Source organism: Haemophilus sp. HMSC071C11 (genome assembly GCF_001837655.1).
In the GTDB taxonomy this organism is placed as follows: domain Bacteria; phylum Pseudomonadota; class Gammaproteobacteria; order Enterobacterales; family Pasteurellaceae; genus Haemophilus; species Haemophilus influenzae.
The window spans coordinates 85,386-99,741 of sequence record NZ_KV833404.1; the positions used below are offsets into that span (position 1 = coordinate 85,386).

At 37.7% G+C, this 14,356-nt stretch carries 14 protein-coding genes; 6 read left to right on the top strand and 8 right to left on the bottom strand.

Going from position 1 to position 14,356, the window contains the following annotated elements; translation table 11 throughout:
* Nucleotides 1-45 precede the first annotated feature (45 nt).
* Both recN and HMPREF2644_RS02750 read right to left on the bottom strand, forming a co-directional pair.
* Nucleotides 46-1,722 carry a DNA repair protein RecN gene (recN, locus tag HMPREF2644_RS02745; RefSeq protein ID WP_011271812.1) on the bottom strand — a complete coding sequence of 559 codons (1,677 nt, stop codon included), beginning with the start codon at nucleotides 1,720-1,722 and terminating at the stop codon, nucleotides 46-48.
* A gap of 111 nt (nucleotides 1,723-1,833) precedes the next feature.
* Nucleotides 1,834-2,724 (bottom strand): NAD(+) kinase, encoded by an 891-nt coding sequence (locus HMPREF2644_RS02750; protein ID WP_005663214.1) that lies wholly within the window; start codon nucleotides 2,722-2,724, stop codon nucleotides 1,834-1,836.
* A 99-nt stretch (nucleotides 2,725-2,823) separates the two neighbouring features.
* Between HMPREF2644_RS02750 and grpE the strand changes: the two genes are divergently transcribed.
* Complete coding sequence (gene grpE, locus HMPREF2644_RS02755) at nucleotides 2,824-3,420, top strand: nucleotide exchange factor GrpE (protein WP_136439101.1); 597 nt, start codon at nucleotides 2,824-2,826, stop codon at nucleotides 3,418-3,420.
* Nucleotides 3,421-3,432: 12 nt separating this feature from the next.
* Here grpE and HMPREF2644_RS02760 read toward each other — a convergent pair whose 3' ends face one another.
* Both HMPREF2644_RS02760 and HMPREF2644_RS02765 read right to left on the bottom strand, forming a co-directional pair.
* Nucleotides 3,433-3,777: a nucleotidyltransferase family protein gene (locus HMPREF2644_RS02760; protein ID WP_005687534.1), complete on the bottom strand. Its 345-nt coding sequence runs from the start codon at nucleotides 3,775-3,777 to the stop codon at nucleotides 3,433-3,435.
* On the bottom strand, nucleotides 3,770-4,210 hold the full coding sequence (locus HMPREF2644_RS02765; protein ID WP_011271815.1) for an HI0074 family nucleotidyltransferase substrate-binding subunit: 441 nt from the start codon (nucleotides 4,208-4,210) through the stop codon (nucleotides 3,770-3,772). The genes HMPREF2644_RS02760 and HMPREF2644_RS02765 overlap by 8 nt, the downstream gene beginning before the upstream one ends.
* A 280-nt stretch (nucleotides 4,211-4,490) precedes the next feature.
* Between HMPREF2644_RS02765 and nrdD the strand changes: the two genes are divergently transcribed.
* Complete coding sequence (nrdD, locus tag HMPREF2644_RS02770; RefSeq protein WP_070828208.1) at nucleotides 4,491-6,614, top strand: anaerobic ribonucleoside-triphosphate reductase; 2,124 nt, start codon at nucleotides 4,491-4,493, stop codon at nucleotides 6,612-6,614.
* A gap of 117 nt (nucleotides 6,615-6,731) precedes the next feature.
* On the top strand, nucleotides 6,732-7,592 hold the full coding sequence (gene tesB / locus HMPREF2644_RS02775) for an acyl-CoA thioesterase II (RefSeq protein ID WP_070828209.1): 861 nt from the start codon (nucleotides 6,732-6,734) through the stop codon (nucleotides 7,590-7,592).
* 158 nt (nucleotides 7,593-7,750) lie between these two features.
* Here the strand turns inward: tesB and cysS are convergent, their stop codons facing one another.
* Entirely contained in the window at nucleotides 7,751-9,130 is a 1,380-nt protein-coding gene (cysS, locus tag HMPREF2644_RS02780) for a cysteine--tRNA ligase (protein WP_070828210.1), read from the bottom strand.
* Nucleotides 9,131-9,232: 102 nt separating this feature from the next.
* Between cysS and HMPREF2644_RS02785 the strand changes: the two genes are divergently transcribed.
* From HMPREF2644_RS02785 to HMPREF2644_RS02795, 3 genes are all read left to right on the top strand, one after another.
* The gene (locus HMPREF2644_RS02785) at nucleotides 9,233-9,742 is read left to right on the top strand and encodes a peptidylprolyl isomerase (protein WP_070828211.1); all 510 of its coding nucleotides are present in this window, start codon (nucleotides 9,233-9,235) and stop codon (nucleotides 9,740-9,742) included.
* Nucleotides 9,743-9,745: 3 nt separating this feature from the next.
* Nucleotides 9,746-10,177: a type II toxin-antitoxin system PemK/MazF family toxin gene (locus HMPREF2644_RS02790; protein ID WP_011271820.1), complete on the top strand. Its 432-nt coding sequence runs from the start codon at nucleotides 9,746-9,748 to the stop codon at nucleotides 10,175-10,177.
* 141 nt (nucleotides 10,178-10,318) lie between these two features.
* Complete coding sequence (locus HMPREF2644_RS02795; RefSeq protein ID WP_038440942.1) at nucleotides 10,319-11,107, top strand: TatD family hydrolase; 789 nt, start codon at nucleotides 10,319-10,321, stop codon at nucleotides 11,105-11,107.
* A gap of 413 nt (nucleotides 11,108-11,520) precedes the next feature.
* Here the strand turns inward: HMPREF2644_RS02795 and trxA are convergent, their stop codons facing one another.
* The 3 genes from trxA to HMPREF2644_RS02810 form a co-directional block, all read right to left on the bottom strand.
* Nucleotides 11,521-11,844 (bottom strand): thioredoxin, encoded by a 324-nt coding sequence (gene trxA / locus HMPREF2644_RS02800; protein ID WP_005689970.1) that lies wholly within the window; start codon nucleotides 11,842-11,844, stop codon nucleotides 11,521-11,523.
* Nucleotides 11,845-11,963: 119 nt separating this feature from the next.
* Nucleotides 11,964-12,959 (bottom strand): 2-hydroxyacid dehydrogenase, encoded by a 996-nt coding sequence (locus HMPREF2644_RS02805; RefSeq protein ID WP_005661152.1) that lies wholly within the window; start codon nucleotides 12,957-12,959, stop codon nucleotides 11,964-11,966.
* A gap of 12 nt (nucleotides 12,960-12,971) precedes the next feature.
* Nucleotides 12,972-14,081, bottom strand: coding sequence for a methionine biosynthesis PLP-dependent protein (locus HMPREF2644_RS02810; RefSeq protein ID WP_005661154.1), 1,110 nt, complete (start codon nucleotides 14,079-14,081; stop codon nucleotides 12,972-12,974).
* Nucleotides 14,082-14,356: the final 275 nt, after the last annotated feature.

The window sequence follows — 14,356 nt, forward strand, 5'->3', positions numbered from 1 at the left end:
AAATCTTCTTGAAACCTCGCAAAAACTAAATATTCAATCCTATTTTTAATGAACCAAATCTAACATTTCCTGTGCATTGGCTAGAGCTAATTCTGTGATTTCACTTCCGCCCAAGAGTCTTGCCAAGGCTGGTACACGTTCAGCTTGTGAAAGTGCGGTCATTTTTGTTTCAGTTTTATTATCCACAGTAAATTTTTCCACATTAAACTGATGATGGCCATGACAAGCAACCTGTGGCAAGTGCGTTACGCATAATACTTGGCAGCGTTCACTTAATTGACGTAAAAGTTTTCCGACAACGCTTGCTGTTTTTCCGCTAATGCCCACGTCCACTTCATCGAAAATTAACGTTGGAATAGCCGATTGATCAGAAGTTAAAACTTGAATCGCTAAAGAAATACGAGAAAGCTCACCACCAGAGGCAATTTTAGCTAATGGCTGCGGTTGTTGTCCTAAATTACTACGCAAAGTGAAAATCACATTATCCGCACCATTTGCACTCACTTTATCTAAATCCGTATTCAACTCTACATAAAATTCAGCGTTTTCCATTGCAAGTTGTTTTATCGACTGTGTGACATTTTGCGCTAAGCGGGTTGCAGATTGCTGACGACTTGCTGTTAATGCTGTAGCCGTTGCTTGCATTTGTTCAAATGCTCGTTTTTCTTGCTCAATCAACATCTCTTCACTTTCAGAAAAATCCAAAAGTGCGGTTAATTCCGCTTTTAATTTTTTGTGCTGTTCTACAAGATCTTCAGGTTTAACTTGATGTTTACGAGCAAGTTGTAAAGCCTGACTAATTCGCTGTTCGATTTCCTGTAAAAGTTGAGGATCCTGCTCGATATTACTTGATAAATTTTGCACTTCACTGGTTGCTTCTTGCACTTGAATCAACGCATCATTCAACATATTTTGCACTTCAGCATATTGCGGATCAAGTTCAGCTAATTCATCAATATATTGTGTCGCACGATAAAGCAAACTATCGATATTTACGGTGTCATTTTCACTTAAAATTTGCAGGGCCGATTGAGAAAGTTGGGTTAGCTGTTCGCTGCTAGATAAACGACGTTGTTCATCTTCTAATTCCAAATATTCATTTGGTCGAAGGTTAAATTCATCTAACTCATCCACTTGATACTGTAAAAGTTGTTTACGTGCTTCATTTTCCGCCACTTTTTGTTGAAAGGTTTTAACTTGATTTTGAAGATTTTTCCATGTCTGATAATCTTCACGCATTTTCACAAGTAATTCAGGATGAGCGGCAAAATTATCAACTAACTGAAGCTGATAGTCATTTTTTAACAATAATTGAGAAGCGTGTTGCCCATTAATATGAACGAGATATTGAGCAATTTCTTTTAATTGAGAAGCGGATACTGGTGTACTATTAATAAAAGCCTTAGAACGTCCGTCTGCATTAATTATACGACGTAAAATACATTCAGTTGGATTATCTGGATCCTGTAATTCTTGCTCACTCAACCAGTGATAAGCAGGATTTTGCGATTCTAGTTGGAAAGTTGCACAAATTTCCGCACGCTCTTGCCCTTCACGCACCATTGAGGTTTCTACTCTTTGTCCGAAACATAAACCTAAAGCATCAATGGCGATAGATTTTCCAGCACCAGTTTCCCCTGTTATAACAGACATTCCTTTCGCCAATTCAATATCAAGCTGACGAACAATCGCAAAATTATTGATAGTAAGTTGAGTAAGCATAGCAAAATCCTTTAACTGTATATTTAATATGATATAACTGATTTAATTTACAGTAAAGGATTTTTTACAGTATTTTGTCAAATCTATTTCAATCGAAAATTTTTACCATAATCAAAATGATTTTAACCAACCTAATTTGCTACTTAACACATTGTAATAATTATAATTTTTCAGATGAAGCAATCGGAGTTTATGCTCGCTTTTTTGAATATGCACCACATCATCTGGGGTAAAAGGTAAGGTAATTTGACTATCACAGCCCACTTCTAATTGAGAGGTATTATGTTCAGCAAAACGAATCGATATTTTACTATCCCCATCAACAACAAGAGGGCGAGAAGTTAATGTATGTGGAAACATTGGCACTAATGCAATGGCATTAAGGTTTGGTGTCAAAATAGGTCCACCAGCGGAAAGAGAATAAGCCGTAGAACCTGTTGGAGTAGAAACAATTAATCCATCAGAACGTTGAGAAAATGCAAACTTATCATTGATATATACGTGAAAGTCAATCATATGTGCAATTTTGGCGGGATGAATAACCGCTTCATTTACCGCATTGCTGGTTGATACGATTTCACTTGCTCGTTCGATTTTTGCTTCCAATAAAAAACGTTCTTCCACAAAAAATTCGCCACGTTCTAAACAAGCTTCAAGCTGGGAATAGGCATTTTTCGGGTCAATATCCGTTAAAAATCCCAAATTACCACGATTAATACCAATCAATGGAATATCATATTTTGCTAATACCCGAGCGCGCCCTAGCATATTGCCGTCTCCACCAATCACAATGGCTAATTGGGCTCGGTGGCCTATTTCTTCTAACGTAGCAAGATGTTCAAAAGGTAACTCAAGTGTTATGGCGACTTCTTTTTCCACCAACACTTGATAACCACGTTCCATTAACCAATGAAATAAGTTTTTGTGCATTTGTAAGTTAATATCATTGCGAGGCTTACCTACAAGAGCAATGGTTTTAAAGGAACGATATAAATGATTCATAAAATGACCGCACTTGAATTTAACATTTTCGTCATTATATCGTTTTTTGCTACACTATGCCCAATTACGATTAATCAATTTTGTTTTACGGAGAAAAAAATGTCAGAACAAGAACAAAAAGTTGAAATCCCAGAAGTAGAAAATCAAGAAGAAGTCGTTGTGGAAGAAGCACAACAAGCAGATCCTTCTCAAGAATTTGATCCTTTAGAAGAAGCAATTGCTCGCGTGCAAGAGCTTGAAGAGCAGCTAAAAACTCAAATAGAAGAAGCGGCAAACAAAGAACAGGATATTTTACTTCGCTCTCGTGCTGAAATTGAAAATCTTCGTCGTCGTACTGAACAAGACGTAGAAAAAGCACATAAATTCGCTTTGGAAAAATTTTCAAAAGACATTTTGAATACTATCGATAACCTAGAGCGTGCGCTTGCCACTCCAGCAAATAAAGAAGATGAAAGCGTAAAAGCCTTATTTGACGGTGTAGAACTAACCTTAAAAGAATTAGTTTCAACCGTTGGGCGTTTTGGCGTGGAAGCTGTGGGAGTTGTCGGTGAAGCCTTTAATCCTGATTTACATCAAGCCATTTCAATGCAACCAGCTGAAGGCTTTGAAACCAATCAAATTAGCGTCGTATTGCAAAAAGGCTACACCTTAAGTGGTCGAGTCATTCGCCCAGCGATGGTAATGGTGGCGGCTTAATTTATATTTTGTCTAAAGAGCGGTCGGTTTTTCGACCGTTTTTTCTTTTTCCTGAATAACAACATAAACTTTACGGATAATTTCCCTAAAATCTTCGCTCGTTGTAGCCCAATCTAGAAGATCTACGCGCCACGGTAAATCTGATTCAGAAAAAGCTTCCTTTAATCTGTCACGAGCTAAAAAATCTAAAGGCTCCTCAGAGATAATCGCAAGGTCAAGATCGGAATATTTTTTTGCTTTTCCCTTTACACGAGAACCGAAAGCCCATACGGTATAATCAGGTACGAATTGTTGTAAAATAGTTTTCACAATCGCCAATTCTTCAGATTTTATATCAAGCTGTGCAAAACTAGTCATATTGATTTCTCTGACGTAATTGTTCCAATAGGAAACAACTTTCTATTAAAAAATCATCAATTTGTGCATAAACAGCCATGGCTTTTTCCTGATCATAAGTATGTGATGTAATATTACGCATATCACGATAAACAACCCATTTTGACATATCTTCAATCAAACCAAATCTCAATGCTTCTCGCAAAATATCCTTAAATCCATAAGCCCCAATATCATCGGTATTAATTGCATCTTGTTGAAGTTGGCGTTTCATCATTTTTAAACTTAACTCATAAACAAATTCAAATTTCTGAATTGCACCTGCAATTAAGGTATCTTGTACAATAGAGGGTTGCATATCAAACCAATTTCTGTCTGAAATTTGTACTACGGTTTGCTCTAACGAATAAAATGCAGCGTCTAATACATTTAAATTTAGCTTATCAGTCATCATTTTTACCTCTGTTAAATACTCATCTATTTTACCATAGACTATTTTTTCTCAAAACCTATAACCCCAAAAGTAAACATTGTGATATTGATCACAAAATCAAAAATATTTGAGAAAAGCTCTCAACAACTTAATGTGATATTTTTCTAATAAAATCAATCTTTAACAAAATTATCTTACGACAAAAAGGTCTAAAACACTACATATTGTGTGTTGATTATCTTTTTAGATCTATATATAGTGCAATCCGCATTTCAAAAACACTATATATTGGAGCTATATCATGAGTAACTTTGGGGTCATCAAGCGCGATGGTTCTCGTGCGGAGTTTGAGATTCAACGTATCATTAATGCCATTAAAAAAGCCGCAAGTGCGGTCAATATTTCCGATGAATTTTATTGCCACCAAATTGGGCAAGAAGTAGGGAATGAAATTTTCACCCGTCATCAAGGCGAGATTGATATTAATCAGATTCAAAAAGTCGTTGAAGATAAATTGATGGCAAGTCGTTATCCTGAGATTGCTCGTGCGTATATCGAATATCGTCATGATCGTGATTTAGCGCGAGAAAAACGTAGCCAGCTAACAAAAGAAATTGAAGGTTTGATTGAACAAAGCAACGTAGAATTACTTAATGAAAACGCCAATAAAGACGCGAAAGTGATTCCAACGCAACGTGATTTGCTTGCTGGAATTGTGGCAAAACATTATGCCAAGCACCATATTCTTCCACGCGATGTGGTAGAGGCTCACGAAAAAGGTGAAATTCATTATCACGATTTAGATTACGCGCCGTTCTTTCCAATGTTTAACTGTATGTTAGTTGATTTAGAAGGGATGCTTTCTCGTGGTTTCAAAATGGGCAATGCGGAAATCGAACCCCCTAAATCTATCGGCACCGCAACGGCAGTGACAGCACAAATTATCGCCCAAGTTGCCAGCCATATTTACGGTGGCACAACCATTAATCGTATTGATGAAGTGCTTTCCCCTTATGTGCAAATCAGTTACGAAAAACATCTCAAACATGCCCAAGAATGGAACGTGCCTGATGTTGAAGGTTATGCCAAAGCATTGATTGAAAAAGAATGTTTCGATGCCTTCCAATCCTTAGAATATGAAGTTAATACACTACATACTTCAAATGGGCAAACACCATTTGTGACCTTTGGTTTTGGTTTAGGTACAAGCTGGCAATCCCGCTTAATTCAGCAAGCTATTTTAAAAAATCGTATTCGTGGACTTGGAAAAAATCATAAAACGCCTGTATTTCCAAAACTTGTTTTCACCATCAAAAAAGGTTTGAACCAAAATAAAGTCGATCCGAATTACGATATCAAACAACTCGCATTAGAATGCGCATCAAAACGTATGTATCCAGATATTCTCAATTACGATCAAGTTGTCAAAGTCACAGGCTCTTTTAAAGCCCCAATGGGATGTCGTAGCTTTTTAGGTGCATACGAAGAAAAAGGTCACGAAATTCACGATGGGCGTAATAATCTTGGCGTAGTGAGTTTGAATTTACCGCATATCGCGTTGGAGTCCAAAAACGAAGAAGATTTCTACCGCACTTTAGATGAACGTTTGGCTATTGCGAAAAAAGCATTAATGACGCGTGTTGCCCGCCTTGAGAATACCAAAGCTCGCGTTGCTCCCATTCTTTATATGGAAGGTGCATGCGGAGTGCGGTTAAAAGCGGATGAAAATGTGGCACAAATTTTCAAAAATGGACGAGCCTCTATTTCGCTCGGCTATATCGGTATTCATGAAACCATTAATGCGCTATATAAAAAAGGGCATATTTTTGATGATGAACAATTACGCGAAAAAGGCATTGCGATTGTTCGCCACCTTAGCGAGGCAGTAAAACGCTGGCAAAAAGAAACTGGCTATGCCTTCAGCCTTTACTCCACGCCAAGCGAAAACTTATGCGACCGATTCTGCCGTCTAGACACTAAAAAATTTGGCGTGATTGAAGGCGTCACGGATAAAGGCTACTACACGAATAGTTACCACTTAGATGTAGAAAAGAAAGTAAATCCTTACGACAAACTGGATTTTGAAATGTCATATCCCCCACTCGCCAGCGGCGGTTTTATTTGCTACGGCGAATATCCAAATATTCAACACAACTTAAAAGCATTGGAAGATGTGTGGGATTATAGCTACGATCGCGTACCTTACTACGGCACAAACACACCGATTGACGAGTGTTATGAATGTGGTTTCACCGGCGAATTTGAATGTACCAGCAAAGGTTTTGTTTGCCCGAAATGTGGCAATCACGACAGCACAAAAGTGTCTGTCACTCGCCGCGTCTGTGGCTATCTAGGCAGTCCTGATGCCCGCCCATTTAATGCGGGAAAACAGGAAGAAGTGAAGAGAAGAGTTAAACACCTTTGATTAACACGATAGCAAAAGCACGCATTTTTTAATGCGTGCTTTTTGTTTCCAACTTTGGCATTCCCCAAAATCTCCGCTAAAATAACCGCACTTTTTCTTATCTTCTAGGAAAGCAATATGTCAGATATTCTCAATAACCTTATTCATCTTCTTAAACTTGAAAAAATTGATGATTTAATCTTTCGTGGTGAAAGCCAAGATTTAGGTTTTCGTCAAGTATTTGGCGGGCAAGTAGTGGCTCAAGCATTATCAGCAGCAATGCAGGTAGCACTAGAAGATCGTATTTTGCATTCTTGTCATGCCTATTTTCTTGCACCAGGAGACAGCCAATATCCAATTATTTACGATGTGGAAACCTTGCGTGAAGGGCGTAACTTTTCTGCATTACGCGTAAAAGCCATTCAACATAAAAATACCATTTGTCATGTAACCGCTTCTTTCCAAGTGCCAGAAAAAGGTTTTGAACATCAAAATTCAATGCCAAATGTTGGCACGCCTGAAGACTTTACAGATGAAAATGTGATGCTACAAAAAGTGGCTCAAATCTTGCCAGAACCACTCAATGAAAAATTTGCGGCAGAGCGTCCATTTGAGGTACGTACCAAATATTTGAATAACCCATTTAACGGGACAAAATTGCCAGCCGAGCAATATTCTTGGTTTAAAACCAATGGTGAAACGCCGCTTGATATAAAAATCCAGCAATGTTTATTGGCTTATTTTTCCGATTTTCACTGTATTTTGACCGCACTTCATCCGCACGAAAAAGGCTTTTTACAAAAAGGAATGAAAGTGGCAACCATTGATCATAGTATTTGGTTCCATCGTCCGTTTGATTTAAATCACTGGCATTTGCACGCAATTGAAAGCAATAATGCTTTTGGAGGGCGAGGCTTAGCTCGCGGGCAAATTTTCTCGCAAGATGGTCAATTAATCGCGACAACACAACAAGAAGGTTTGATCCGTTTTAACGAATAAGAGAAAAAATGACCGCACTTATTACACAATTTTGGCAACAGGTTGAAACCGCGCAAACCTTGAAATCCTATATTAAGAAATGATGAAAAAATAAAAAGACTAAGTTCTATTACATTCTGAACTTAGTCTTTTTAATGGAAATGATTTAACGTTTGAATTTATTGCTTACGCCAAGTTGTTCCATTCGCCCCATCTTCTAATACGATGCCCATAGCGGTAAGCTCATTACGCGCAGCATCAGCAGTAGCCCAATCTTTAGCAGCGCGGGCCTCATTGCGTTGTTTAATCAGTGCTTCAATTTTTGCCACTTCATCATCGTCAGAACCTGCTTGTAAGAATTTTTCTGGCTCTTGTTGAAGTAATCCTAAAATCGCCCCCAATTCACGCAAACGCGCGGCAAGTCCATTGGCTTTTTCTGCATCTTCAGTTTTCAATTTATTGATTTCACGTGCCATTTCAAATAAGACAGAAAGGGCATTTGGCGTATTGAAATCATCATCCATTGCTTCACGGAAGGTTTCCACAAAATTTTCTCCGCCAAAAACAACCGCACTTTGATCCGTTCCACGTAAAGCCGTGTATAAACGTTCCAACGCACCTTGCGCTAAATTCAAGTTTTCTTCGCTATAATTGAGCTGGCTACGATAATGTGCCGTTAATAAGAAATAACGTACAGCTTCTGCATTGTAATGGTTTAATACATCACGAATTGTGAAGAAATTGCCGAGAGATTTCGACATTTTTTCTTTATCCACCATAATCATGCCAGAATGGATCCAATAATTCACATATTGGCCACCATGCGCACAGCAAGATTGTGCAATTTCATTTTCGTGGTGTGGGAACATTAAATCAGAACCACCACCGTGAATATCAAAATGCTCGCCAAGCTGTTTGCAGTTCATTGCCGAACATTCAATATGCCAGCCAGGACGACCTGCGCCCCAAGGGGAAGACCAACTTGGCTCGTTTTCTTTCGACATTTTCCAAAGCACGAAATCCATTGGATTTTTCTTGATTTCATTGATTTCAATACGTGCACCAGCTTGTAATTGCTCAAGATCTTGACGAGATAATTTGCCGTATTCTTTGAAGCTTTCTACATCAAACATCACATCGCCATTATCCGCAACATAAGCATGTCCACGTTTAATCAATTTTTCCACAATTTCAATAATTTCAGGAATATGATGGGTTGCGCGAGGCTCAAAATCAGGGCGTAATACATTAAGTGCATCAAAATCTTTATACATTTCCTGTACCATACGATCCACTAGCTGATCGCAGGTTTCTTTGTTTTCTAATGCACGTTTGATGATTTTGTCATCTACGTCCGTAATATTGCGCACATAAGTTAAATCGTAACCCAAAGAACGTAAATAACGGGCAATCACATCAAAACACACAAAAGTGCGTCCATGACCGATATGGCACAAATCATAAACAGTAACGCCACAAACATACATTCCCACTTTATTTTCGTGGATAGGTTTAAAGATTTCTTTTTCTCTCGTTAAGGTATTGAAAATTTTTAGCATTTTTAAGCTCGTAAAATGAAATAAAAACAAACCGCACTTTTATAGCACTTTTACCTCGATTGTGGAATAATACGACCCTTAATTTTTTAGAGGGAAAACAAAATGGTTACATTACACACAAATTTTGGCGACATTAAAATTAAATTGGATTTTGATAAAGCTCCAGTTACAGCAGAAAATTTCTTAAATTACTGCAAAGACGGTTTTTATAATAACACAATTTTTCACCGTGTTATTGATGGCTTTATGATTCAAGGCGGTGGTATGGAAAGCGGTATGCGTGAAAAAGCAACTAAAGCACCAATCCAAAATGAAGCGAACAATCGTTTAAGCAACAAACGTGGAACCATTGCAATGGCACGCACTTCAGATCCACATTCAGCGACCGCACAATTTTTCATTAACGTGGCAGACAATGATTTCTTAAATTATCGTTCAAAAGAAATGTTTGGTCGAGAAGTCGTTCAAGAATGGGGCTATGCAGTATTTGGTGAAGTGGTTGAAGGGATGGATGTTGTTGATAAAATCAAAAAAGTGAAAACAGGCAACAAAGGCTTTCATCAAGATGTTCCTACTGAAGATGTAGTGATTACATTGGTTTCTATTGAGTAACAAATGAGCATAAAACAACATCGCCCTAAAGTTGGAGAAATTCTAGAATGTGATTATGGTCAATTTTCGCATACCTGTCACGTTGATGGACATATTCCACCTGAAATGGTTAAAAAACGTTTAGTTGTTGTTTTGAATGCGAAACTGAACGGGCTTATTTTAGTTGCACCAATTTCATCTACAATTAATTTAGATGGTATAAAAAATGGCTATCATATTGAAATAGATTCAGAATTAATAAAAGCAACAAGCTTTTATGATAAAAGGACTCGCTGGATTAAATCTGAATTAATTCAATCAGTAAGTCGTCTCCGTCTGTATCATATTTATGATAAAGGAACTAAAATTACTCAATATTTGCCAAGGGATGTTGTAACAAAAGTTCAAAGAGCTATCATAAAAGCAATCAATGCAAGCTCATTACTTGACAAGTAGATAGAATACAGTATAGACTTCCGAGCGTAACGCCTTAGAGCGATCATCATCGAAAGATGAGTTTTTAAACGCCATTGAGCGATGAATCCCCTGATTAGCGATAATCAGGGGATTTTTTATAGAATTTAGATAAAGATATTTATGCACTTCTTCGACACTCACACGCATCTTGATTATCTCCAACAATTTACTGGGGAACCGTTGTCACAACTTATTGATAATGCTAAGCAAGCCGATGTGCAAAAAATACTGGTTGTGGCGGTGAAAGAAGCTGATTTTAAAACAATCCAAAATATGACCGCACTTTTTCCTGATAATTTGTGCTATGGGCTTGGGCTCCATCCTCTTTATATTCAAGAACACGCCGAAAATGATTTGATTCTGTTAGAACAAGCCTTAAAAAATCGTGATGCAAATTGCTCAGCGGTGGCAGAAATTGGTTTAGAACGCGCGATTCCTGATTTGCTCACCGATGAACTTTGGGCAAAGCAATGTCATTTTTTTGAAAGCCAACTTTATTTGGCAAAGCAATTTAATTTACCCGTCAATATTCACAGTCGAAAAACCCATGATCAAATTTTTACTTTTTTAAAACGTATTCCATTATCTAAACTTGGCGTGGTACACGGTTTTTCAGGAAGTTACGATCAAGCAAAACACTTTGTTGATTTAGGCTATAAAATCGGAGTTGGCGGCACTATCACTTATGAACGAGCCAATAAAACTCGTCAAGCAATCGCGAAGTTGCCGCTTGATGCCTTAGTGTTGGAAACAGACAGTCCAGATATGCCTGTATTTGGTTTTCAAGGCCAACCTAATCGACCAGAACGTATTGTGGAAAGTTTTAAAGCCCTTTGCACCTTAAGAAATGAACCTGCTGAATTGATTAAAAAACTTACATGGGAAAATGCTTGCCAGATTTTTTCTTGATCCACGTCACATTACTGAAATTATTTTGAATTAAATTGCAGTATTCAATGGCTTAACTTTTGAAGCCGATAGCTGGAATGGCTTAGGTATGCGTAGCAATGTTTCTTGCTTTATGCGCATGACCGATATGCCATTAGATCGTAGCTGGCGTGTAGCGTGGAACTCTCCCCTAATTACATGTATGCCATGGCAACTGGAGCAAAGATGAAAGCGTATTATTGTGCGGGTCTTATACATCATTAGTGAATTTATTTGCATCGGCATTGCCTGATATTTTAATGCTCGAATTTTCTACGCCAAGTGCGGGAGAATTAAGTTCGTTATTAGAAAGTGAAATCTTAAGACAAAAAAATTGCCCCATTAAGGGGCAATCTTATCAATGCGCTAAAGTTACTTATAGCTTTAAACAACGATTAAATATGTTGGTTAATGAAGTTAGCCAATTGAGTTTTTGCTAATGCACCAACTTGAGTTGCTACAACTTGACCATTTTTAATCAATAATAATGTTGGGATACTACGAACACCAAATTGTGCTGGCGTTGCTTGGTTGTCATCCACATTCATTTTCACGATTTTAACTTTACCTGCAAATTCAGGTGCAAGTTCATCTAACACTGGAGCAATCATTTTGCAAGGACCACACCAAGGTGCCCAAAAGTCTAATAAAACGGGGATATCTGAATTAACTACAACACTTTCAAAATCTGCGTCATTAATGTGTAATACTTCGCTCATTTTGTTTTCCTTATTTTGTGAATGGAATCCCTATATAAGGGCTTTTTTTAAACTTACAAGTGCGGTGCAGAATAACACCGTTTTAAAAAATGTAAACTAATCGTTTTAATTGCCAAAAACTAAGACGGCAAAACAATATTTTCACACACTTTACCCGATTTCAATTTATAAATGTTTGATAAAGTCACATCCGCAATATTGGTTAGTGCCTCTTCCGTTAAAAACGCTTGGTGACCTGTTAGCAATACATTATGGCAAGAAGATAAACGGCGGAAAATATCATCTTGAATCACTTCGTTAGACTTATCTTCAAAGAACAAATCTCGTTCATTCTCGTAAACATCCATACCTAACGCACCGATTTTACGCTGTTTTAACGCATCAATTGCAGCTTGAGTATCAATCAAAGAACCGCGACTCGTATTAACGATCATCACGCCATCTTTCATTTTTGCAAAAGCCTCGCGATTTAATAAATGATAGTTTTCTGGCGTTGCTGGGCAATGAAGTGTAATCACATGAGATTTAGCATAAAGCTCATCTAATTCAACATATTGTCCCCCCAGTTCTTCCACCACTGGATTTTTAAAAGGATCGTACGCCAAGATATTCATGCCAAAACCTTTCAAAATTCGCATCACTGCGATCCCGATTTTTCCTGTTCCGATTACGCCGACTGTGCGTCCGTACATATTGAAACCAATTAACCCCTCAAGAGAGAAATTCGCTTCTCGGGTACGCTGATAAGCACGATGAATTCGACGATTCAGTGTCATCATCAAACCGATGGTATGTTCCGCCACCGCTTCAGGCGAATAAGCTGGAACGCGGACAACTTGGATGCCTAAGTCTTGAGCTGCTTTTAAATCAACATTATTGAAGCCAGAACAACGCAAAGCCACAATTTTCACACCAAGTGCGGCTAATTTTTCTAATACTTTTCGGCTACCATTATCATTCACGAAAATGCATACTACTTCGCAATGTTCTGCCAAACGCACAGTGCTCTCGTTCAACATAAAATCAAAAAATTCTAAATCGAAATTATATTTCGCGTTAATGAGCTCAATATATTTTCTGTCATAACTTTTAGTGCTATAGATTGCAATTTTCATGGTTTGCTCCAATTATTTTAAGTTTGCAAAAGCTTGTAATAAGTCCGCTTTAATATCTTCTACATCTTCAATACCGACTGAAAAACGCAACAAGGTATTAGTAATCCCACGAGCTACACGCTCGGATTCTGGAATATCCATATGAGTTTGAGTGGCAGGATAAGTAATAAAACTTTCTGTGCCGCCTAGACTTTCTGCAAAAGTAATCAATTTGATGGATTTTAAAAATGTATTAACCCAAGCTTCATCTTGCAAACGGAAAGACAACATCCCACCTTTATTCGGATAAAGCACCGATTCCACTTGTGGTTGAGCTTTTAAAAATTCCGCAATAGCTTGTGCATTTTCTTGATGGCGTTTCATACGCAAAGAAAGGGTCTTCATACCACGAATAGTCAGCCAAGAATCAAAAGGAGAAAGCACCGCCCCTGCACCATTTTGAATATAAGCAATGCGATCACAAAGTTCTTGCCCTTTCGCAACAATTAAACCAACAAGTGCATCATTATGCCCAGCAATATATTTAGTTCCGCTGTGAATTACCACATCCGCACCTAAATCTAATGGACGAGAAAGCACAGGCGTTAAAAACGTATTATCCACGATCAACATTAAGTTATGTTTTTTCGCAAGTTTTGCAATTTCAACCACATCACATTCTTCCATTAAAGGATTCGATGGGGTTTCAATAAAAATCGCTTTCGTATTTGGGTTAATGGCAGCCTCAATTGCTGAAGCAGATGCTGTATTAACATAAACAGGTTTTACACTATTGTTATTTTTATAAGAAAAATCTAATAATCGATAAGTACCACCATACACATCGCTAGAAACAATCCATTCATCTGGGGCGGTAAAAAGCGTCATCAAAACTTGAATTGCAGCCATACCAGAAGAAAACGCAAAACCACGATCTCCATTCTCTAATTTAGCTATCGTTTCTTCTAATACTGTGCGAGTTGGATTTTTGGTACGTGTGTAATCAAATCCCGTACTTTCACCGATACCACAATGACCATAAGCCGTAGAAAGAAAAATTGGTGCAGAAACCGCGCCCGTACGCTCATCACTGCGATTGCCAGCTTGAGCTAATAAAGTATCAATAGCATATTGTTGTGTCATAACATCCTCTAAAAATAATGAAAAAATTGACCGCACTTTACGTGTTAAAAAACGTTTAGCATTTTGGCACAAAGGAAAAAGTGATAAAAGTAGAAATTAGAAAATTACATAAAATTTCATTTTTCCATCATTTTCTGTGATTTATTTGAACAAAATGAACTTTTTTTAAACGGTTAGACAATTTTTTTAAATCTGTAATTGACAGTTATCTGAATTTCCGTAAAATGCGCACCACTAACAGCGAATGCGGGAATAGCTCAGTTGGTAGAGCACGA

What these genes read in the sequence shown, in the direction of transcription:
- recN (WP_011271812.1), bottom strand. Translation starts at nt 1,722, where the DNA reads ATGCTTACTCAACTTACTATCAATAATTTTGCGATTGTTCGTCAGCTT.
- HMPREF2644_RS02750 (WP_005663214.1), bottom strand. Translation starts at nt 2,724, where the DNA reads ATGAATCATTTATATCGTTCCTTTAAAACCATTGCTCTTGTAGGTAAG.
- grpE (WP_136439101.1), top strand. Translation starts at nt 2,824, where the DNA reads ATGTCAGAACAAGAACAAAAAGTTGAAATCCCAGAAGTAGAAAATCAA.
- HMPREF2644_RS02760 (WP_005687534.1), bottom strand. Translation starts at nt 3,777, where the DNA reads ATGACTAGTTTTGCACAGCTTGATATAAAATCTGAAGAATTGGCGATT.
- HMPREF2644_RS02765 (WP_011271815.1), bottom strand. Translation starts at nt 4,210, where the DNA reads ATGATGACTGATAAGCTAAATTTAAATGTATTAGACGCTGCATTTTAT.
- nrdD (WP_070828208.1), top strand. Translation starts at nt 4,491, where the DNA reads ATGAGTAACTTTGGGGTCATCAAGCGCGATGGTTCTCGTGCGGAGTTT.
- tesB (WP_070828209.1), top strand. Translation starts at nt 6,732, where the DNA reads ATGTCAGATATTCTCAATAACCTTATTCATCTTCTTAAACTTGAAAAA.
- cysS (WP_070828210.1), bottom strand. Translation starts at nt 9,130, where the DNA reads ATGCTAAAAATTTTCAATACCTTAACGAGAGAAAAAGAAATCTTTAAA.
- HMPREF2644_RS02785 (WP_070828211.1), top strand. Translation starts at nt 9,233, where the DNA reads ATGGTTACATTACACACAAATTTTGGCGACATTAAAATTAAATTGGAT.
- HMPREF2644_RS02790 (WP_011271820.1), top strand. Translation starts at nt 9,746, where the DNA reads ATGAGCATAAAACAACATCGCCCTAAAGTTGGAGAAATTCTAGAATGT.
- HMPREF2644_RS02795 (WP_038440942.1), top strand. Translation starts at nt 10,319, where the DNA reads ATGCACTTCTTCGACACTCACACGCATCTTGATTATCTCCAACAATTT.
- trxA (WP_005689970.1), bottom strand. Translation starts at nt 11,844, where the DNA reads ATGAGCGAAGTATTACACATTAATGACGCAGATTTTGAAAGTGTTGTA.
- HMPREF2644_RS02805 (WP_005661152.1), bottom strand. Translation starts at nt 12,959, where the DNA reads ATGAAAATTGCAATCTATAGCACTAAAAGTTATGACAGAAAATATATT.
- HMPREF2644_RS02810 (WP_005661154.1), bottom strand. Translation starts at nt 14,081, where the DNA reads ATGACACAACAATATGCTATTGATACTTTATTAGCTCAAGCTGGCAAT.